This window comes from Chromobacterium sp. ASV23, from assembly GCF_016428945.1.
Taxonomy (GTDB): domain Bacteria; phylum Pseudomonadota; class Gammaproteobacteria; order Burkholderiales; family Chromobacteriaceae; genus Chromobacterium; species Chromobacterium sinusclupearum.
The window spans coordinates 23,549-41,480 of sequence record NZ_JAELTR010000026.1; the positions used below are offsets into that span (position 1 = coordinate 23,549).

Consider the following 17,932-nt stretch of genomic DNA (forward strand, 5'->3'; position numbering starts at 1 on the left):
GTGGACCTCCATAGTAAAAGCCCATCCGATCATCGGATGGGCTTTCGCGGTTGATTCAATAACTTATTGCTTGGCGGCTTCCCACCCCCCACCCAGCGCCTTATACACGCCTATGGTGGTGTTCAGCCTATCCAGCTTGGCGTTGACCAGGTTCAGCTCGGACTGGAAGCTGTTGCGCTGCGCGTCCAGCACGTCCAGATAGCTGGCGTAGCCGTTGTCGTAGCGCAGGCCGGCCAGTTTCAGCGTGCGGTTCAGGGCGCTGAGCTGGGTGGTTTGCGCCTGCAGCACTTCGCGGGCGCTGCTGTTGGCGGCCAGGGCGTCCAGCGCGTCCTTGAATGCCGATTGCACGGTTTTCTGGTACTGCGCCAGGGCCTGTTTCTGGCCGGCGGTGGCGGCGTCTACGTTGTAGCCGGTGGCGCCGAAGTTGAAGATGGGCGCGGCGGCGTTGCCGGCGAAGCTCCAGGTGCGCGTGGCGCTGGTGAACAGGCTGTCCAGCGACAGGCTTTGCGAACCCAGCGCGCCGGTCAGGCTGATGCTGGGAAAGTAAGCGGCCTTGGCCACGCCGATGCGGGCGTTGGCGGCGATCAGCTGCTGCTCGCTGGACGCCACGTCCGGCCGACGCTCCAGCAGGCTGGACGGCAGATTGGCCGGCACGTCCGGCGGGTTGACCAGGCTGTTGATGTCCTTGCCGCGGGACATGTTGCCGGCCACCAGCTGTTTCGGGCTGTGGCCCAGCAGCACGCCCAGTGCCGTTTCGGTCTGTTCCAGCGAACGGGCGATCTGCGGCACCGAGGCGCGGGCCGAGGCGGCCTCGGCTTCGGCCTGGCGCTGCTCCAGCTCGGAGATCAGGCCGCCCTGGAAGCGCTTGGTCTGCAGGCGCAGCGATTCCTCGCGGCTTTGCAACGTGCGCTTGGCGATGTCCAGCTGGGCGTCCAGCGCCCGCAGCTGGAAGTAGGTCTGCGCCACCTGGGCGGTCAGCGCCAGTTGGGCGGCGTCGCGGTCGTAGCGGCTGGCCGTGTAGTTGGCGCGGGCCGCTTCATTGCTGCGGCGCAGCTTGCCCCACAGGTCGATTTCCCACGCCGCCGTCAGGTTGGCGTTGCGGACGTCGTTGACCAGCGGCGCGCCGCGCGTGGCGGTTTCCGTGGAACTGCGGCCGCTCTGGTAGCCGGCGTTGGCGCCCAGCGAGGGCAGCAGCGCCGCGCGCGCGATGCCGGCCTGGGCCGCGGCCTGCTCGGCGCGGGCAGCGGCCAGCTGCAAGTCGGCGTTGCTCTTGACGGCTTCGTCGATCAGCTGGTTCAGCACCGGGTCGTCGAACTGTTTCCACCAGTCGGTGCTGACAGCCGGGGCGTCGGCGCCGGCCGGGGCGTCGGCGCCGGCCTGGGCGGCCGGCAGGTCGATCTTGGGCCGGCTGTAGTCGGGGCCGACCGCGCAGGCCGACAGCGCCAGCGCGACGGCGACGGGAATCAGGGCGCGCTTAAGCATCTGCGTTTCCTCCTGCCTCGGGCTTGGCCTGAGGCGTTTTCTGCTTGCCGAGCTTCATGATCAGGATGAAGAACAGCGGAATGAAGAAGGTGGCGATGAAGGTGGCGGCCAGCATGCCGCCGATCACGCCGGTGCCGATGGAGTGGCGGCTGGCGGAGCCGGCGCCGCTGGAAATCGCCAGCGGCACGCAACCCAGCACGAAGGCCAGCGAGGTCATCACGATGGGGCGGAAGCGCAGGCGGGCGGCTTCCAGCGCCGCGTCCATCGCGCTGAAGCCTTCTTCCATCTTCTGCACCGCGAACTCCACGATCAGGATCGCGTTCTTGGCCGACAGGCCGATCAGCGTCACCAGCGCCACCTGGAAGTACACGTCGTTGGCCAGGCCGCGCAGCCAGTTGGCCATCAGCGCGCCGAACACGGCGAACGGCACCGCCATCAGCACCGAGATCGGCAGGCTCCAGCGTTCATACTGCGCCGCCAGGATCAGGAACACCATGATCATGCCGAAGCCGAACACCAGGGCGGACGAGCCGCTGGTGGACTTCTCCTGGAAGGCCGAGCCGGTCCAGGCCAGGGTATAGCCCTCCGGCAGCGTTTCCTTGGCTACCTCTTCCAGCGCCGCCAGCGCCTGGCCCGAGCTGTAGCCCGGAGCCGGGCCGCCCACCACCTTGGAGGCCGGGAACACGTTGAAGCGTTCCAGGATTTCCGGGCCGGTGGTTTGCTGGATGTTCACCAGCGCGGTCAGCGGGATCATCTGGCCAGTCTGCGAGCGCACGTAGACGTTGCGCAGGTCGTCCACCTTGGTGCGGAACGGCGCTTCGGACTGCAGCTGCACGCGGAAGGTGCGGCCGAACTTGTTGAAGTCGTTCACGTACAGCGCGCCGAAGGTGCTCTGCATGGTGTCGAACACGCTGTTGATCGGCACGCCCAGCGCCTTGGCCTTGTTGCGGTCCAGCTGGACGAAGACCTGCGGCACGCTGGCGGAGAAGGTGGTTTGCACGCCCTTCAGCTCCGGCCGCTTGGCGGCGGCGGCCACCAGTTTCTTGGTGATTTCGCCCAGTTCCACCGAGTTGCCGCCGGCGCGGTCCTGCACATAGGCTTCAAAGCCGCCGGTGTTGGACATGCCGGAGATCGGCGGCGGGTTGAACGCCAGCACCATGCCGTCGGTGACGCCTATCATGCCCTTGCCGAAGATGTCCTTCACCACCGCCATCGACGACAGTTGCGGCGACTTGCGCTCATCCCACGGCTTCAGCGTGATGAAGGACACGCCGGAGTTGGTTTTGTTGGAGCCGGACAGGATGTCGAAGCCGGCGAAGCTCATGCGGTCCTTCACCGCCGGATTGCTTTCCATCATGGCGTCCAGCTTGTCCATGGTGGCGGCCGTGCGCTGCAGGGACGCGCCGTCCGGCAGGAAGGCGGCGGCCAGCACATAGCCCTGGTCCTCGTCCGGCGCCAAGCTGGACGGAATGGTGCGGAACAGGCCGACGGACAGCGCGATCAGGCCGCCAAACACCAGGATGGCCAGCACCGCGCGCTTGTTGATGAAGGCCACGCCGCCGGCGTAGCGGCTGGTCAGGCTGTCGAACCAGCGGTTGAACCATTCGAAGAAGCGGTTCGAGTGCTGGTGTTCGGACTTCAGGATCAGCGCGCACAGGGCCGGGGTCAGCGTCAGCGCCACTATGCCGGAAATCACCACCGACACCGCGATGGTCATGGCGAACTGCTTGTACATCTGGCCGGCGATGCCGCCCAGGAAGGCCACCGGGATGAATACCGAGCACAGCACCAGCACGATGGCCACCAGCGCGCCGGACACTTCCTGCATCGCCTTGAAGCTGGCTTCGCGCGGCGACAGCCCTTCCTGCGTCATCAGGCGCTCGACGTTCTCCAGCACCACGATGGCGTCGTCCACCACGATGCCGATGGCCAGCACCAGGCCGAACAGCGTCAGCGTGTTGATGGTGAAGCCGAACACATACATACCGGCGAAGGTGCCGATGATGGATACCGGCACGGCCAGGCAGGGAATCAGCGTGGCGCGCCAGTTCTGCAGGAACAGGAACACCACCAGGAAGACCAGCACCATGGCCTCGGCCAGCGTGTTGTACACCTCTTTGATCGACACTTCCACGAACTTGGTGGTGTCGTACGGGATGCCGTAGGACATGCCGTCCGGGAAGTTGGCCGACAGGCGCTTCATCTCGGTTTCCACGGCTTGCGCGGTGGCCAGCTGGTTGGCGCCCGGGGCCAGGAAGATGCCGATCGGGATGGTGGCCTTGCCGTTGTGCTTGCCGTGGAAGTCATAGGACAGCGCGCCCAGCTCCACGCGGGCCACGTCCTTCAGCTTCACCGACGAGCCGTCCGGATTGGCGCGCACGATGATGTTCTCGAACTCCTCCGGCTCGGACAGGCGGCCCTTGGTGGTCACGGTGTAGGTGAAGTCCAGCTTCTGCGGCGTCGGCTCGGCGCCCAGCTTGCCGGCGGCGAACTGCGAGTTCTGCTCGCGGATGGTGGACGCGATGTCGCTCGGCGTCAGCTTCAGCTGCGCCAGCTTGTCCGGCTTCAGCCAGATCCGCATCGAGTAGTCCTGGCCTGCGAAGTTGACCACGTCGCCCACGCCGGGGATGCGCTTGAGCTCGTCGATGATGTTCAACAGCGCGTAGTTGCTGATGAACAGCGTGTCGCGGCTATTGTTCGGCGAGAACAGCGAGATCACCTGCAGAATGGCGGTGGACTTCTTGCGCACATTGACGCCCTGGCGCCGCACTTCTTCCGGCAGCTGCGACAGCACCGATTGCACGCGGTTGTTGACGTTGATGGTCGCCTGGTCCGGATTGGTGCCGATCTTGAACGACACCGACAGCGTCAGCGAGCCGTTGCTGGCGCTGCTGGACTGCACGTACAGCATGTCGTCCACGCCGTTGATCGCCTGCTCCAGCGGCGCGGCCACGGTGTTGGCGATCACTTCGGCGGAGGCGCCCGGATAGCTGGCGGTCACGCTGACCACCGGCGGCACGATTTCAGGGTACTGCTCGATCGGCAGCGCCTTGATGGCGGCCAGACCCGCCAGCATGATCACGATGGAGATCACGCTGGCGAAGATCGGTCGCCGGATGAAAAAAGCGGAAAACATGAGTCAGGTTCCCCTTGCGATTACTGCTTGGCCGCGGCGGCGGGCGCGCTGGCGTCGGCCTGGTACGGATGCGGCTTGACGGCGGCGCCGGGGCGCAGCTTGATGATGTTGTCCACCGCGACTTGGTCGCCAGCCTTCAGGCCCTGTTCGACCAGCACGTTCAGACCCACTTCCTGCGAAGTCACGATGGGACGCGGCGCAACCTTGCCGTCCTCGCCCACCACCCACACCATCTTGCCCTGCTGGGTGGTCAGCACAGCGCGCTGCGGCACGGTGATGGCCTGGGTGCGCACCGCGCCGTTCAGCTGCACGCGCACGAACTGGCCCGGCAGGATGCTGCCTTGCGGGTTGGCGAAGGTGGCGCGCGAACGGATGGTGCCGGTATTGGTGTCGACCAGGCTGTCGGTGAAGTTCAGATGGCCGGTCTTGCCGTACGTGCTGCCGTCGGCAAGCTTAAGCAGCACTTCGAAACCGCCGCCGTTGGCCAGCTTCAGCTTGCCGGCGTGCTGCATCTTGCGCAGGCCCAGCATGTCGCTGTCGGACATGCTGAAGTTGACGTAGATCGGGTCCAGCTGCGACACCTTGGTCAGCAGGCTGGCGTCGGCCGTGGTGGCCACCAGGCTGCCTTCGGAGCGCGCCTCCTGGCTGGTGATGCCGGAAATCGGCGCGGTGACGCGGGTGTAGCCCAGATTGATCTGCGCCTGTTCCACCTGCGCCTGCGCGGCGGCGACCGAAGCCTTGGCGGCGTTGTAGGCGGCCACGGCGTCGTCGCGGTCCTTCTGGCTGACGGCGTTTTCCTTGAACAGCGGCAGGATGCGCTCGTAGTCCTGCTTGGTGCGCAGCAACTGCGCCTGCTGCACTTGCAGATTGCCCTTGGCCTGGTCCAGCGCCGCCTTGAATGGCTCCGGATCGATCTGGAACAGCAAGTCGCCCGCCTTCACCGGCTTGCCCTCGGTGTAGGAACGCTTCTGCAGGATGCCGCCGACGCGGGCGCGCACTTCCACTTCGCGCGAGCCGGCGGCCTGGCCGACAAATTCATACGAAACCGGCACATCGGCCGGTTGCACCTTGATCACGGCCACCGGCACGGGAGGCATGGCGCCGGGGCCATTGGCCTCCGGTTTTTGGCCGCAGGCCGCCAGGCTGGCAGCCAGCACCCCCAGCAGCAGGCCTTGCGCTGCGCGCGGAAGAAGCGTCATTCCTTGCATGGTTTCGAATCCTTCAGAAATCCAGAAGCGGATAGTAGTTACATTAATACATTGTATTGGGACCCGGGAATGGGGAAGCCTGTCCCAAGATCGACCATTTTACATACATGCGCGTCTGTATGTAAAATGAAGAAGTGTCCCGATATGTAAAAGACTCGCGATATCGACAGGCATAGGGCGTTAAAATTCATTAATTAGTACTAGTTCTAGCAAAGTATCCAGATATGGCACGGAAGACACGCGAAGAGGCGGAGCAGACGCGGCAGCAGCTGCTGGACGCCGCGGAGCGGCTGTTCAGCGAGCGCGGCGTATCGCGCACCACGCTGGCGGATATCGCCGCCGCCGCCGGGCTGACCCGTGGCGCGGTGTATTGGCATTTTCAGAACAAGCTGGATCTGTATCGGGCCATGCTGGACCGGGTTGCCCCGTCGTTCGACGATATGCGCGAGCAGTTGCTGCTCAGCGCCGGCAGCGACCCGGCGCGGGCGCTGTGGGAGCACAGCCACCGGCTGCTGACGCTGATCGAGCAGAATCCGCAGGTGCGGCGCATCCTGTTGATCCTGTTTCTGCGCAGCGAGCATGTGGGCGAACTGGAGCCCATCCACGAAGAATGCGTGGCCCATATGCATGAGGCCAGGGGCTTGCTGCGCCAGGTGGTGCAGGCGGCGAAGGAGCAGGGCCAGACCTATGGCTGCGTCGAGCCGGCAGAGGCGGCGATGGTGCTGCAGTCGCTGCACGACGGCCTGATGAACCGTCTGGTGATCGAGCAGCCGGGGCCGGATGCCACGGTGGCGGCCAGCCGCTTGTTGCAATATTTGTACCGCGGCATTTTCAAGCCGGAAGTCATGGAACAACTTACCACTTGAGCGCGCGCCGGCGCTATAATTGCGCTTTTTTCTCAAGCCACTAGCGCGGACTCGGCCCCTTAGCCGTCGCCTTGGTGGCGTCATGGTTTTCATGCCCCACGCTATCGAAATCGAGGCCGTCAGCAAGCGCTACGGCCAACTGCAGGCGCTGGACCAGGTGAGTTTCACCGTCCAGCCCGGCGAGTTCTTCGCGCTGCTCGGCCCCAACGGCGCCGGCAAGACCACGCTGATCTCGGCGTTGGCCGGCTTGGCGCGCCCGGACAGCGGCAGCATCCGCGTGATGGGCCACGATGTGGTGCGCGACTTCAAGCAGGCGCGCCGCGCGCTGGGCGTGGTGCCGCAGGAGCTGGTGTTCGATCCCTTCCTGTCGGTGCGCGAAACGCTGCGCTTCCAGTCCGGCTACTTCGGCCTGGCCCGCAACGACGACTGGATCGACGAGCTGCTGTTCAAGCTCGGCCTGTCCGACAAGGCCGACAGCAATATGCGCGCCCTGTCCGGCGGCATGAAGCGGCGAGTGATGGTGGCGCAGGCGCTGGTGCACCGCCCGCCGGTGATGGTGCTGGACGAGCCGACCGCCGGCGTCGATGTCGAGCTGCGGCAGAGCCTGTGGGTGTTTGTGCAGGAGCTGAACCAGGCCGGCCACACCATCGTGCTGACGACGCACTATCTGGAAGAGGCCGAGGCCCTGTGCGGCCGCATCGCCATGCTGAAGAAGGGCAGGCTGATCGCCTTGGAGAACAAGGACAAGCTGCTGGCCCACAGCGCGCGCCGCGAAGTGGCGGTGAAGCTGTCCGGCGCGCTGCCGGACAGCCTGTCCGCGCGCAAGCTGCGCGACGAGGATGGCCGCGCGGTGCTGCAGCTGGCGGATCTGTCCGAGCTGGAAAGCGTGCTGGCCGAGCTGCGCCTGGCCGGCGTGGAGGTGCGCGAGCTGAACGTGGTGGAGACGGATCTGGAAAGCGTGTTCGTCAAGATGATGAATGGAGGCGCGGCATGATAGGCTTCCTCACCCTGTTCAAGAAGGAGCTGGTGCGCTTCTGGAAGGTGGCCTTCCAGACCGTCGCCGCGCCGGTGCTGACCGCGCTGATGTACCAGCTGATCTTCGCCCATGTGATGTCCAGCCATGTCGAGGCTTACCCCGGCGTCAGCTACACCGCCTTCCTGATTCCCGGCCTGGCCATGATGTCGATGGCGCAGAACGCCTTCGCCAACAGCTCCTCCAGCCTGATCCAGTCCAAGATCACCGGCAACATCGTGTTCCTGCTGCTGCCGCCGCTGACCTCGGCCGAATTCTTCCTCGCCTACCTGCTGGCGTCCGTGGTGCGCGGCCTGGCCGTCGGCGCCGGCGTGCTGCTGGTGACCGCCTGGTTCGGCCTGCCCTTGCCGGCGCAGCCGCTGTGGGCGCTGTTGTTCGCCATGCTGGGATGCGGCGTGCTGGGCACGCTGGGCGTGATCGCCGGCATCTGGGCGGAAAAATTCGACCAGCTGGCCGCCTTCCAGAACTTCCTGATCATGCCGCTGACCTTCCTGTCCGGCGTGTTCTACTCCATTCACAGCCTGCCGCCGTTCTGGTACGCCGTGTCGCACGCCAACCCGGTGTTCTACATGATCGACGGCTTCCGCTATGGCTTCTTCGGCCAGGCCGATGTCAGCCCCTGGCTGTCGGCCGGCGTGGTGGCGGGCTGCTTCGCGCTGCTTGCCGCGCTGGCGCTGCGCCTGATCCAGGCCGGCTACAAGCTGCGCCACTGAACCCTATTCGCAATTCGCACCGGACCATCCAAATGACCCCAGAGCAAGTGAAGCAATACATCGAGGCTGGCCTCGAATGCACCTATCTTAAAGTGGAGGGCGACGGCCACCACTTCTACGCCACCGTGGTGGCCGCCGCGTTCGAGGGCAAGCGCCTGATTGATCGCCACCGCCTAGTGAAGGAAGTGATCGCCAGCCGCCTGGCCAGCAATGAAATCCACGCGCTGTCCATCGTCAAAGCCGCCACGCCGGACGAATGGGCCAAGCTGCAGGGCTGATTGATTTATTTCGCCACGAAATCCACGGAAAACACGTAAAGATAGATGGTCAGATCACCGCTCGTGCGTACAGGGCAAGCGATGAGTTTTTCGCTTTGTTCGTGTCGTTTCGTGGGGTTCGTGGCCGAATCTTTTCTGTTTGCTGGCTCGTGCGTGGTTTATGAGGTTTTTGAAAAATGGACAAACTGAAAATCATCGGCAACGGCCCGCTGAATGGCGAGATCCGCGTTTCCGGCGCCAAGAACGCCGCGCTGCCCATCCTGTGCGCCGGCCTGTTGACCGCCGACACCATGCGCTTCACCAACGTGCCGATGTTGCGCGACATCGCCACCACCCAGAAGCTGCTACAAGGCATGGGCGTGCGCGTGATGACCGACAACGTGCACGAAGTGGAAATCACCGCCTCGCAACTGGACAGCCTGGTGGCGCCGTACGATCTGGTGAAGACCATGCGCGCCTCCATCCTGGTGCTGGGACCGACCCTGGCGCGCTTCGGCGAGGCCACCGTGTCCCTGCCCGGCGGTTGCGCAATCGGCAGCCGCCCGGTCGATCAGCACATCAAGGGCCTGGTGGCGATGGGCGCCGAAGTGTCGATCGAGCACGGCTACGTCAAGGCGCACGCCAAGCGTCTGCGCGGCGCCCGCATCGTGATGGACATGGTGACCGTGGGCGGCACCGAGAACCTGCTGATGGCCGCCACCCTGGCCGAAGGCACCACCATCCTGGAAAACGCTGCGCGCGAGCCGGAAGTGACCGACTTGGCCAATTGCCTGGTGGCGATGGGCGCCAAGATCAGCGGCATCGGCACCGACCAGCTGGTGATCGAAGGCGTGGAAAAACTGCATGGCGCCGAATACGCGGTGATGCCGGACCGCATCGAGGCCGGCACCTTCCTGGTGGCCGGCGCGATGACCCGCGGCCACGTGGTGCTGCGCAACGCCGCGCCCAAGAGCATGGAAGCAGTGCTGGATAAGCTGCGCGAAACCGGCGCGCTGATCGAGTGCGGCGACGACTGGATCTCGCTGGACATGAAGCAGCGCCCGAAAGCCGTCAACTTCCGCACCCTGCCGTACCCGGCCTTCCCGACCGACATGCAGGCGCAGCTGATGACGCTGAATTGCGTGGCCGAAGGCGCCGGCGTGGTGACCGAAACCATCTTCGAAAACCGCTTCATGCACGTGCCGGAATTGAACCGCATGGGTGCCAACATCGAAGTGGAAGGCAACACCGCCATCGTCAAGGGCGTGGACAAGCTGTCCGGCGCCACCGTGATGGCCACCGACCTGCGCGCCTCCGCCAGCCTGGTGATCGCCGGCCTGGTGGCCGAGGGCGAAACCATCGTCGACCGCATCTACCACCTGGACCGCGGCTACGAGTACATCGAGAAGAAGCTGGGCGCCGTCGGCGCGTTGATCGAACGCATCAGCTGACCGGTCTGCGCTGACCTGACAAAGCCACATCCCTGCGGGGATGTGGCTTTTTTCATTGCCGCGCGCCGCTCAGGCGCCGGGAGACCGCCAGCTCTTGACCAGCGCCAGCAGGCCGGGAAAGCGCTGTTCAAGATCCTCGTCGCGGACGCGGCTGCGCCGCTCCAGGCCGTATTGTCGTTGCCGGATCAGGCCGGCTTCGCGCAAGGCCTTGAAATGATGGGTCAGCGAGGATTTGGGACGATCGAAGCCGAACCAGCCGCAGGGGTGGTCGTAGTCTTCCGACTCCAGCAGCAGCTTCTGGATGATCTGCAGGCGCAGCGGATCCGCCAGCGCGGCCAGCACGGTTTCCAGCTTTAGTTCTTCGCGCGCCGGTTCCGGCAGCGGTGGCGGCAGTTCGGGTGGCGTGGGGGCGACAGTGTTCATGCCCTTATGATGAACCGTTGTACGAATTTTGTCGAACTGTGTTAAGTTCGATAAAACTCGTACAACGTCGATATATGGAGTCATCATGACCACCGTTTCAAAACAGACTGAACTAGGGGCGGCGCCGGCCAGCCAGGTCTCCTCGTCGCGGATGTGGCTCGCCGCGTGGATGGTTACCGCCGTATTCATGCTGTCCAATTCAGCCACGCCGCTTTATGTACGCTGGCAGCACGCAATGGGCTTTTCGTCCGGCACCCTGACCGTCATTTTCGCCGCCTATATCGCGGGGCTGTTGCTGACGCTGCTGGTCGCGGGCCAGTTGTCCGACCGCTATGGCCGCAAACCGGTATTGATCCCGGGCCTGCTGGCCGCCGGCGTCGCTTGCGCCCTGTTCGCCACGGCCAGCTCCATCATCGAGCTGGGCATCGCCCGCTTGCTGACCGGGGTGGCGGTCGGCGTCATCGTATCGGCGGGGATGGCGTCGGTCGTCGATGTTGGCGGGCCGGAGCGCAAGCGGCAGGCTTCGCTGGCGGCTTCGATCTCCATGGTGCTGGGCGCCGGTCTGGGGCCGCTGTTGGCCGGCGCGCTGGCCCAGGTGCTGGCTCAGCCCATCGTGCCTATCTTCGCGATAGAGATGTGCGTGCTCGCCAGCGCGCTGCTGGTGGCGTTGACCTTGCCGGTGAAGCCGGCGGCCAAGGCGGCGCCGGGCTGGCGGCTGCGCCTGCCCAGCGTGCCGCGCGCCAACCGCCGTCATCTGGCCTATGGCATCTCGGTGTTCGCGCCGGGCATCACCGCGACGTCCTTCGTGCTGTCGCTGGGGCCGTCGCTGCTGTCCAAGCTGCTGCACATCACCAGCCCCTTGCTGGCGGGCGGCACGGCTTGCGTGATGTTCCTGACCGCCACGGGTCTGCAGTTCGTGGTCAAGAACCTGTCGATACGCAGCATTTTCCTGATCGGCGCCGGTTCGACGCTGCTGGCCATGATCAGCGTGGCGAGCGCGGTGCATGCCTCGCAGCCGGCGTGGCTGATCGCTGCGGCAGTTTTCGCCGGCGCGGGGCAGGGCTTGGGCCAGCTGGGCGGCCTGACGCTGATCGGCATGCATGTCGAAGCTCATCGTCGGGCGGAAGCCAACGCGGTGATGAATATCGGCGGCTATATTCCGGCTGGCTTGCTGCCGGTGGCGACGGGTTTCCTCATCGACAGAGTGGGCTTGAGTGCCGGCGCGACCACGTTTGCCATTATTCTGGGCGCGGTGTCGATCGCTGCCGCTATGTTTGTCGTCACAAACCTGCGTAAGGACTGAGTTTGTATTTTGAACGCAGCGCGCCGGTTCCGGCGCGTTGATGAATCTACCCATTGCGCGGCCGCCTCTAAGGCGGCCGTGGTCTTTTCTTACGGTTTTTCCCCTTCTTCTCTACTTTCCGCTCATCGTCCCGTTGTTATCTAGCTAGAGGGGTCAATGGCTCTTCTGGTGATAATTTCACGCATTTTGTTGTTTTTTGAAAGTTATTTTTCTAAAAGAAAATATTTTTGAAATAAAAAAACATTTACCTATTTAATTATTTTTTATGACATAAACATCATCCTTTTGGATGATGAAAGCAAGAAATGTCGAACATAGAATGGTCAACAATTGCTCACTATCTGTGCTGGTGTGGATTTTTAATTTAGAAGTTTTTGCTTTATCTAAATGATTTTATTGTTGTTATTTGATCTTGTTGTCCGAGTTTTTTAAAGCATATCTAACCAATTGGAACTTGATCTATGAAAAACATCCACCTTGTCGACGTCACGCTTCGCGATGGCGGTTATCGGAATAATTTCAACTTTACTCCTGAGTTTGCGGCGCATGCTGCCCAAAATCTGGCCGAAGCCGGCATACCATTTATCGAGATTGGCTATTGCAAGGGCACTTTTGCTAAGCGCCAGGAGCATGGGCTGACCAGTTCGGTGACGAGTGAGTATATCAACGCGCTGCAACAGGCCGTTCAGGGGCGATCCAAGCTGTGCGTGATGGTGCACCCGCAGAACATCGAAGAAAGCGACCTGGTTATGTTGGCCGAGCATGGCGTGGCCAAGATCCGCGTCTGTATTCGCCCGGACCAACTGGAAAACAGCATGAAGACCTTGGCCACTGCGAAACGCCTAGGCTTCATGGTCAGCTCCAACATCACCCACGTCACAAAGACGCCGTTTGCCGACATCAGCGCGATGGCATTGCGTTCCGAAGACGCGGGCGCGGACCTGATTGTGTTCGCCGACTCCAACGGCAATATGATCCCTACCGACGTACAAAGGCTAATCGGCAAGATCGGCTCCCGCACCCGGCTACCCTTGGGCTTCCACGCCCATAACAATCTCACGCTGGCGCTGTCCAACGCCATTGCCGCGGTCGACGCCGGTGCCGAGTACATCGACGCCTCCATTTGTGGCATGGGCAAGGGCGCTGGGAATTTGCACCTAGGCATGATTGTGGCTTATCTGGATCGGCTGAATATGCAAAGTGGTTATGATTTAGTCAAGATTCTCGAATTGTCCTCCCACGCCTCCGAGAACGTCGAACTCAGCAGCCTGCCGTTGCCGCTGATCGACATCATGCTCGGTGCCTACAACATCTCCTTCGACGCGAAGCAGAAAATCGCCGCCAGCCTGCCTAATCCCACGGAAAGCGCCTGGTTCCAGAAGCTGCGCTCGCTGCGCGAGGAGGTCGGCAGCCACGGTGTCGGTTTGGTGAATGCCCCGGGCGCGATTCTGGGAGCCGCCTGATGAGCTCGCTTCCGGTTCAACGCGCGGTGCCGCGCCATCGGATATGCGTGATGCCGGGCGACGGCATCGGCATCGAAGTGATGGAGGCCGCTCTGCCGGTGTTGGACGCCTTGGGCTTGCCGTGCGAGTTGGTGTTCGCCGACATTGGCTGGGAATGCTGGCGCCGTGAGGGAAATACGGTGCCGCAGGAGACCTGGGACCGGATCGCCTCATGCGACGCGGCTCTGCTGGGCGCTATCACCAGCAAGCCGCCGCGCGAGGCGGAGGCCGCGCTGCCGTTGTCGTTGCGCGGCACCGGGCATGCTTTCGTATCGCCGGTGATCCAACTGCGCCAGCGTCTGGGCCTGTACGCCAATATCCGCCCGGTGACCGATGTTCTGGGGGAGGGACGTTACCGTTTCACCGTGATCCGCGAGAACACGGAAGGCTTATACGCGGGGCTGGACTTCGCGCGGATTCCGGCCGAGTTCGAGCCGGTGCTGTCCGGCCGTGAGGCCAGCGGCGCCCCCTGGCGGCGTGCCGGTCCTGATGACGCGACGATGTCGGTGCGGCTGCAAACGCGGCACGGCTTGAGCCGGCTGTTCCGCTTCGCATTCGAGTACGCCCGCAGCCAGGGTTTCGACCGGGTGACGCTGGCGGACAAGCCCAACGTGCTGCGCCATAGCGGCGCATTCGCCAGGGAAATCCTGGAGTCGGTCGCGGCCGATTATCCGGATATCTCCCATCACATCGACAACGTCGACGCCGTGGCGTTGTGGATGGTCCGTCGGCCGGAGCGCTTCGGCGTGATCGTGGCGGAAAACATGTTCGGCGACATTCTGTCCGATCTTGGCGCCGGCGTGATGGGCGGCCTGGGCCTGGCACCCAGCGCAAACATCGGCGACGCGGGCGCCTATTTCGAGCCGGTGCATGGCAGCGCGCCTGCCTACGCCGGACTGAACAAGGCCAATCCCAGCGCGATGTTCCTGACCATTGCGATGTTGCTGGAACACCTAGGTTATCGCCGCGAAGCGGCGGCGATCCAGTCCGCGGTGGCCGAGACCGCCCGCAGCGCGTGCCGCACTTACGATCTGGGCGGCAACGCCTCCACGCGCGAGATGGCGGCGGCGATCATCGCTCGCAGCGCCGACAAAGCAGCCGGCCGCCTAGTGTCCGGATTCGCGCTCAACGAGGAGAAATGATGGAAATCAACAAGGATCTGCCAAACAGCCTCGATGAACAGCTGCTGGGTGACTGCTGCGAACTGGACACAGCGAGCCTGTCCGACGCGCTGGACAGCCTCGGCATCGCCGGTGGATTGCCGGGCCTGGTCCAGCGCGTGCCTGGTACCCGCTGCGTGGGGTTCGCCTACACCGTCCGCTATCAGCCGGTGGGCGACGAGGCAGGCTTCAAGAACGCTGCGAATTATATCGATCAGGTACCGGCCGGCTCGGTCATCGTCTCCAGCAACGCGGGCCGAGCCGATTGCACGATCTGGGGCGACATCCTGACCCATGTCGCGGTGCGCCGCAACATCAGCGGCACGCTCATCGACGGCGCCGCGCGCGATATCGACACCATCAATCAGGTTCGTTATCCGCTGTTCAGCAAGGCGGTCTTCATGCAGTCGGGCAAGAACCGCGTGCAGCTAAGCGCCACCCAGGTGCCGGTGGAGATAGGCGGCGTGGCGGTGCATCCCGGCGATTTGATCGTCGCGGACGCCAGCGGCTGCCTGGTCATTCCCCGCGCCCAGGCCGACGAAGTGGTGCGGCGGGCCAAGGCAGTGGAGGAGACCGAGCGCAGAATCATCGCCGAGGTGGAGCGGGGCTCCACACTGGCCGAAGCGCGCGCCCTGTACCGTTACGATCAGCCTTGGCTCGCCGCGGCCGCGGATGCGGTCAAGTCGTGAGCCACCGAGACTTAATAGATGTAAGGACAAACTATGACCCGCTTCAACTCAGCAGTAACCGAATTATTTGGAATCAAGCATCCCGTCGTGCTGGCCCCTATGGGTGGGGTCTCCGGCGGCCGCCTAGCCGCGGCGGTATCGCGCGCCGGCGGTCTGGGCCTAGTAGGCGCCAGCTATGGCGATCCAGACTGGATGAAGGCGGAACTGGGGCTGATGGCCGACGTGGAACAGCCGTGGGGTGTGGGGCTGGTGATGTTCACCGTCGCCAAGCGGTTTGAACTATTGGATCTGGCGCTCAGCTATGGACCGAATGTGGTGGCGCTCTCGTTCGGTGATGTCAAGCCGTTTCTGAAACCAATTCGGGAGCAGGGCGCGAAGGTGGTGGTGCAGGTGCACGAGGTGGAGCAGGCGCTTGCGGCGCTGGACGCCGGCGCGGACGCTCTGATCGTGCAGGGCGCCGAAGCAGGCGGCCATAGCCTCCGTCGGGCGTCGTTGCCGTTGATCCCGGCGGTGCGAGACGCGGTCGGTTCTGCAGCGCCGCTGATCGCCGCGGGGGGTATCGCCGACGGGCGGGGCATGGCTGCCGCGTTGGCGCTGGGTGCCGATGGCGTGATGCTGGGAACCCGGCTGGTCGCCGCGGAAGAAGCGCTCCCATCGCCGGCATTCAAGCAGCGCCTGCTGCAGGCGGTGGCGGGTGATACGGTCAGAACCCGGGCGTTCGATCTGGTGCGCGGCATCGAGTGGCCGCAGGAGTATAGCGGCCGCGCGCTGGCTAACGATTTTTCCGATGTCTGGGCCAGCCGCGAGGGCGACTTGCTGACGGCGCCGGCCGAGGTCGCCGCCGCTTATGTCGAGGCGGTGCGCAACGATGATCTGAATGTCCGGGCCATCTGGTCGGGCGAGGTGGTGGACCTGGTGCGCGATGTGCAGCCGGCCGGCCGGATCGTGGAGGAGCTGGTTTCCGGCGCGCAAGCCGAGTTGACCCGCGCGCAACGATTCTTCAGCTGAATCAAGCCGCCGCGGGGCGGAGGAGAGTGGAGGGAAAATGGGACAGGTCATGCCTGTATACGCCGAATACGGCGGTGGCGTCCGCCTGGCGGTAGTGATGTCGCCGGTGATGCCGGAGTGGGACAAGGGAGAATTTTTCGCTCCGCTGACGGAGAAATTGGTGGCGGCCGGATTCCGGGTCAGAATTTTCGACACGCTGTCTCTGTTGGAGGACGGCCCCGCCGATTTCGCGCGCCTGTTCGACGCATGGTCGCGTGAGCTGGAAGTGTTGGGAGAAATCGAATTACTGGCCGGCTCCGCTTTGGGTGGCTGTCTTGCCCAAACTTTGCTTTACCGACTGGGAGGCGTCCGGGCAAAAAAGGCGCTGTTGATTTCCGCTCCTAGCAAGGCAGATGACCGGCTCAACTATAGGCTGGGCGCAATGGCGGATTTGGCCGGACAGAGAAGGCTGGAGGAGGCATTGATGCTGTTGAACCGGTATGTACTGCCAGAGGGTGTGCAAGCTGCGTCGCCAATGGAGGACATCACGGGAGACAGATTGAATCAGTGCCGGCGTCTGGAACAGGGGTTCGGATTGCTACGCGATATTGATGTCACGGAACAGATACGGGCTTATGCAGGACGGCTGTTGCATGTCTACGGAGAGCAGTCGCAGTTGGTGCGGGATGTCAACGTGGCATGCGGTGACCATGGCGGACATGCGCGGTTAGAAGTGAAGGGCGGGGGCATGCGGCCTTTGCAGGACGATCCCGACGGGGTAGTGCGGGCAGTCCGCGAACATCTGGAGATCGCGTTGTGATCCGCGTAGCAGACCAGGCCGGCGAGCTCGCCATCCACAAGGCATCCTTCATCGACGTTCACTACCATGCCGGCCCAGATGCCTATATCAGGCGCCATTCCGTGGTGGGTGCGGCTCAGCATTACGCCCAGGAGGAAGGCTGGGTTGTGCTGAAAAACCATCTGGGATGCACGGCAGCGCAGGCGTGGGAGGCGAGGCAGCTAGGACTGCCGGTTTCGGGGTCCATTGTGCTGAACGAAATTGCCGGCGGCATAGATACCAGGGTGGTGGAACGCTCGCTTTGCCAGCACGGTGAGGGGCCCTTGAGGTTGATAGTCCACTTGCCGACGGTCACTGGCCGCAAGCACAACAGCCGGCTGTCGCGGAGCCTCAGCCATTCCATTTTGCGCGACAAGGAAATCGGGCCGCTGACCGTGTCGGGCGAGGATGGCCGCCTGACCGTAGCCGCCTGCGACGTGCTGCGGATGGCCAAGGATTATCCGATCGTGATTTCGACCGGGCATGCCAACCGCGACGAAGTATTGCGGCTGGTGGACGCGGCGGTGAGGTTCGATGTGCCGAGGCTGATGCTGAATCAGCCTGCCAATCCGCTGACCGGGCTGAATGCCGACGATCTGGCGGACATTGGCCAGGCGCCGATGGTGTATGTCGAACAGACTGCGCTGACGTATCTGTTGGGCTACCAGGACAAGGAGGATTTTAGCCGGGTGCTCTCGGCGTTGCCCCGGGTGATATACAGCTCCGACCTGGGGCAGGTCAGCCAGCCTGACATTGCGACCTGGCTGGAGATGAGCCGGGGATATTTCCACGAATTCGGCTTGAGCGCCGCAAGGGTGGATGAGGTTTGTAGGGCCAATCCGCTGGAGATGCTGACATGAGGCGGCTCTCCGCTCGGATTGGCG

At 63.7% G+C, this 17,932-nt stretch carries 16 protein-coding genes; 12 read left to right on the top strand and 4 right to left on the bottom strand.

The window, feature by feature from the left end; translation table 11 throughout:
- Positions 1-63 precede the first annotated feature (63 nt).
- The 3 genes from JHD59_RS12140 to JHD59_RS12150 are packed head-to-tail and all read right to left on the bottom strand — an operon-like array spanning position 64 to position 5,826.
- Positions 64-1,482, bottom strand: coding sequence for an efflux transporter outer membrane subunit (locus JHD59_RS12140; protein ID WP_199154425.1), 1,419 nt, complete (start codon positions 1,480-1,482; stop codon positions 64-66).
- Positions 1,475-4,618: an efflux RND transporter permease subunit gene (locus tag JHD59_RS12145; RefSeq protein ID WP_199154426.1), complete on the bottom strand. Its 3,144-nt coding sequence runs from the start codon at positions 4,616-4,618 to the stop codon at positions 1,475-1,477. The genes JHD59_RS12140 and JHD59_RS12145 overlap by 8 nt, the downstream gene beginning before the upstream one ends.
- A gap of 20 nt (positions 4,619-4,638) precedes the next feature.
- A complete protein-coding gene (locus JHD59_RS12150; protein WP_103318058.1) occupies positions 4,639-5,826 on the bottom strand; it encodes an efflux RND transporter periplasmic adaptor subunit in 1,188 nt (395 codons plus the stop codon).
- Positions 5,827-6,050: 224 nt separating this feature from the next.
- Between JHD59_RS12150 and JHD59_RS12155 the strand changes: the two genes are divergently transcribed.
- From JHD59_RS12155 to murA, 5 genes are all read left to right on the top strand, one after another.
- Positions 6,051-6,692 carry a TetR family transcriptional regulator gene (locus JHD59_RS12155; protein WP_103318060.1) on the top strand — a complete coding sequence of 214 codons (642 nt, stop codon included), beginning with the start codon at positions 6,051-6,053 and terminating at the stop codon, positions 6,690-6,692.
- A gap of 91 nt (positions 6,693-6,783) precedes the next feature.
- Complete coding sequence (locus tag JHD59_RS12160; RefSeq protein ID WP_103318118.1) at positions 6,784-7,686, top strand: ABC transporter ATP-binding protein; 903 nt, start codon at positions 6,784-6,786, stop codon at positions 7,684-7,686.
- Complete coding sequence (locus tag JHD59_RS12165; RefSeq protein ID WP_199154427.1) at positions 7,683-8,438, top strand: ABC transporter permease; 756 nt, start codon at positions 7,683-7,685, stop codon at positions 8,436-8,438. Before JHD59_RS12160 ends, JHD59_RS12165 begins: the two co-directional genes overlap by 4 nt.
- Positions 8,439-8,470: 32 nt before the next feature.
- Positions 8,471-8,716: a BolA family protein gene (locus tag JHD59_RS12170; RefSeq protein ID WP_043626834.1), complete on the top strand. Its 246-nt coding sequence runs from the start codon at positions 8,471-8,473 to the stop codon at positions 8,714-8,716.
- A gap of 176 nt (positions 8,717-8,892) precedes the next feature.
- Positions 8,893-10,146 (top strand): UDP-N-acetylglucosamine 1-carboxyvinyltransferase, encoded by a 1,254-nt coding sequence (gene murA, locus JHD59_RS12175; RefSeq protein ID WP_199154428.1) that lies wholly within the window; start codon positions 8,893-8,895, stop codon positions 10,144-10,146.
- 69 nt (positions 10,147-10,215) lie between these two features.
- Here murA and JHD59_RS12180 read toward each other — a convergent pair whose 3' ends face one another.
- Complete coding sequence (locus JHD59_RS12180) at positions 10,216-10,569, bottom strand: helix-turn-helix transcriptional regulator (RefSeq protein ID WP_103318066.1); 354 nt, start codon at positions 10,567-10,569, stop codon at positions 10,216-10,218.
- An 85-nt stretch (positions 10,570-10,654) separates the two neighbouring features.
- Here JHD59_RS12180 and JHD59_RS12185 point away from each other — a divergent pair, with 85 nt between their 5' ends.
- The 7 genes from JHD59_RS12185 (at position 10,655) to JHD59_RS12215 (ending at position 17,908) form a co-directional block, all read left to right on the top strand.
- Positions 10,655-11,872 carry an MFS transporter gene (locus JHD59_RS12185; RefSeq protein ID WP_199154429.1) on the top strand — a complete coding sequence of 406 codons (1,218 nt, stop codon included), beginning with the start codon at positions 10,655-10,657 and terminating at the stop codon, positions 11,870-11,872.
- A 461-nt stretch (positions 11,873-12,333) separates the two neighbouring features.
- Positions 12,334-13,335, top strand: a complete 1,002-nt coding sequence (locus JHD59_RS12190) for a hypothetical protein (protein WP_199154430.1) — start codon at positions 12,334-12,336, stop codon at positions 13,333-13,335.
- Positions 13,335-14,516, top strand: coding sequence for an isocitrate/isopropylmalate dehydrogenase family protein (locus JHD59_RS12195; RefSeq protein WP_199154431.1), 1,182 nt, complete (start codon positions 13,335-13,337; stop codon positions 14,514-14,516). Before JHD59_RS12190 ends, JHD59_RS12195 begins: the two co-directional genes overlap by 1 nt.
- The gene (locus JHD59_RS12200; protein ID WP_199154432.1) at positions 14,516-15,223 is read left to right on the top strand and encodes an RraA family protein; all 708 of its coding nucleotides are present in this window, start codon (positions 14,516-14,518) and stop codon (positions 15,221-15,223) included. Before JHD59_RS12195 ends, JHD59_RS12200 begins: the two co-directional genes overlap by 1 nt.
- A 33-nt stretch (positions 15,224-15,256) precedes the next feature.
- Complete coding sequence (locus JHD59_RS12205) at positions 15,257-16,231, top strand: nitronate monooxygenase family protein (protein WP_255521391.1); 975 nt, start codon at positions 15,257-15,259, stop codon at positions 16,229-16,231.
- Positions 16,232-16,280: 49 nt separating this feature from the next.
- Positions 16,281-17,030 carry an alpha/beta hydrolase gene (locus JHD59_RS12210; protein WP_199154434.1) on the top strand — a complete coding sequence of 250 codons (750 nt, stop codon included), beginning with the start codon at positions 16,281-16,283 and terminating at the stop codon, positions 17,028-17,030.
- Entirely contained in the window at positions 17,027-17,908 is an 882-nt protein-coding gene (locus JHD59_RS12215) for a DUF6282 family protein (protein WP_199154435.1), read from the top strand. Before JHD59_RS12210 ends, JHD59_RS12215 begins: the two co-directional genes overlap by 4 nt.
- Positions 17,909-17,932 lie beyond the last annotated feature (24 nt).

Coding starts and splice junctions, on each gene's coding strand:
- JHD59_RS12145 (WP_199154426.1), bottom strand. CDS start 4,618: ATGTTTTCCGCTTTTTTCATCCGGCGACCGATCTTCGCCAGCGTGATC.
- JHD59_RS12180 (WP_103318066.1), bottom strand. CDS start 10,569: ATGAACACTGTCGCCCCCACGCCACCCGAACTGCCGCCACCGCTGCCG.
- JHD59_RS12170 (WP_043626834.1), top strand. CDS start 8,471: ATGACCCCAGAGCAAGTGAAGCAATACATCGAGGCTGGCCTCGAATGC.
- JHD59_RS12155 (WP_103318060.1), top strand. CDS start 6,051: ATGGCACGGAAGACACGCGAAGAGGCGGAGCAGACGCGGCAGCAGCTG.
- JHD59_RS12205 (WP_255521391.1), top strand. CDS start 15,257: ATGACCCGCTTCAACTCAGCAGTAACCGAATTATTTGGAATCAAGCAT.
- JHD59_RS12195 (WP_199154431.1), top strand. CDS start 13,335: ATGAGCTCGCTTCCGGTTCAACGCGCGGTGCCGCGCCATCGGATATGC.
- JHD59_RS12165 (WP_199154427.1), top strand. CDS start 7,683: ATGATAGGCTTCCTCACCCTGTTCAAGAAGGAGCTGGTGCGCTTCTGG.
- JHD59_RS12185 (WP_199154429.1), top strand. CDS start 10,655: ATGACCACCGTTTCAAAACAGACTGAACTAGGGGCGGCGCCGGCCAGC.
- JHD59_RS12140 (WP_199154425.1), bottom strand. CDS start 1,482: ATGCTTAAGCGCGCCCTGATTCCCGTCGCCGTCGCGCTGGCGCTGTCG.
- murA (WP_199154428.1), top strand. CDS start 8,893: ATGGACAAACTGAAAATCATCGGCAACGGCCCGCTGAATGGCGAGATC.
- JHD59_RS12150 (WP_103318058.1), bottom strand. CDS start 5,826: ATGCAAGGAATGACGCTTCTTCCGCGCGCAGCGCAAGGCCTGCTGCTG.
- JHD59_RS12210 (WP_199154434.1), top strand. CDS start 16,281: ATGCCTGTATACGCCGAATACGGCGGTGGCGTCCGCCTGGCGGTAGTG.
- JHD59_RS12200 (WP_199154432.1), top strand. CDS start 14,516: ATGGAAATCAACAAGGATCTGCCAAACAGCCTCGATGAACAGCTGCTG.
- JHD59_RS12160 (WP_103318118.1), top strand. CDS start 6,784: ATGCCCCACGCTATCGAAATCGAGGCCGTCAGCAAGCGCTACGGCCAA.
- JHD59_RS12190 (WP_199154430.1), top strand. CDS start 12,334: ATGAAAAACATCCACCTTGTCGACGTCACGCTTCGCGATGGCGGTTAT.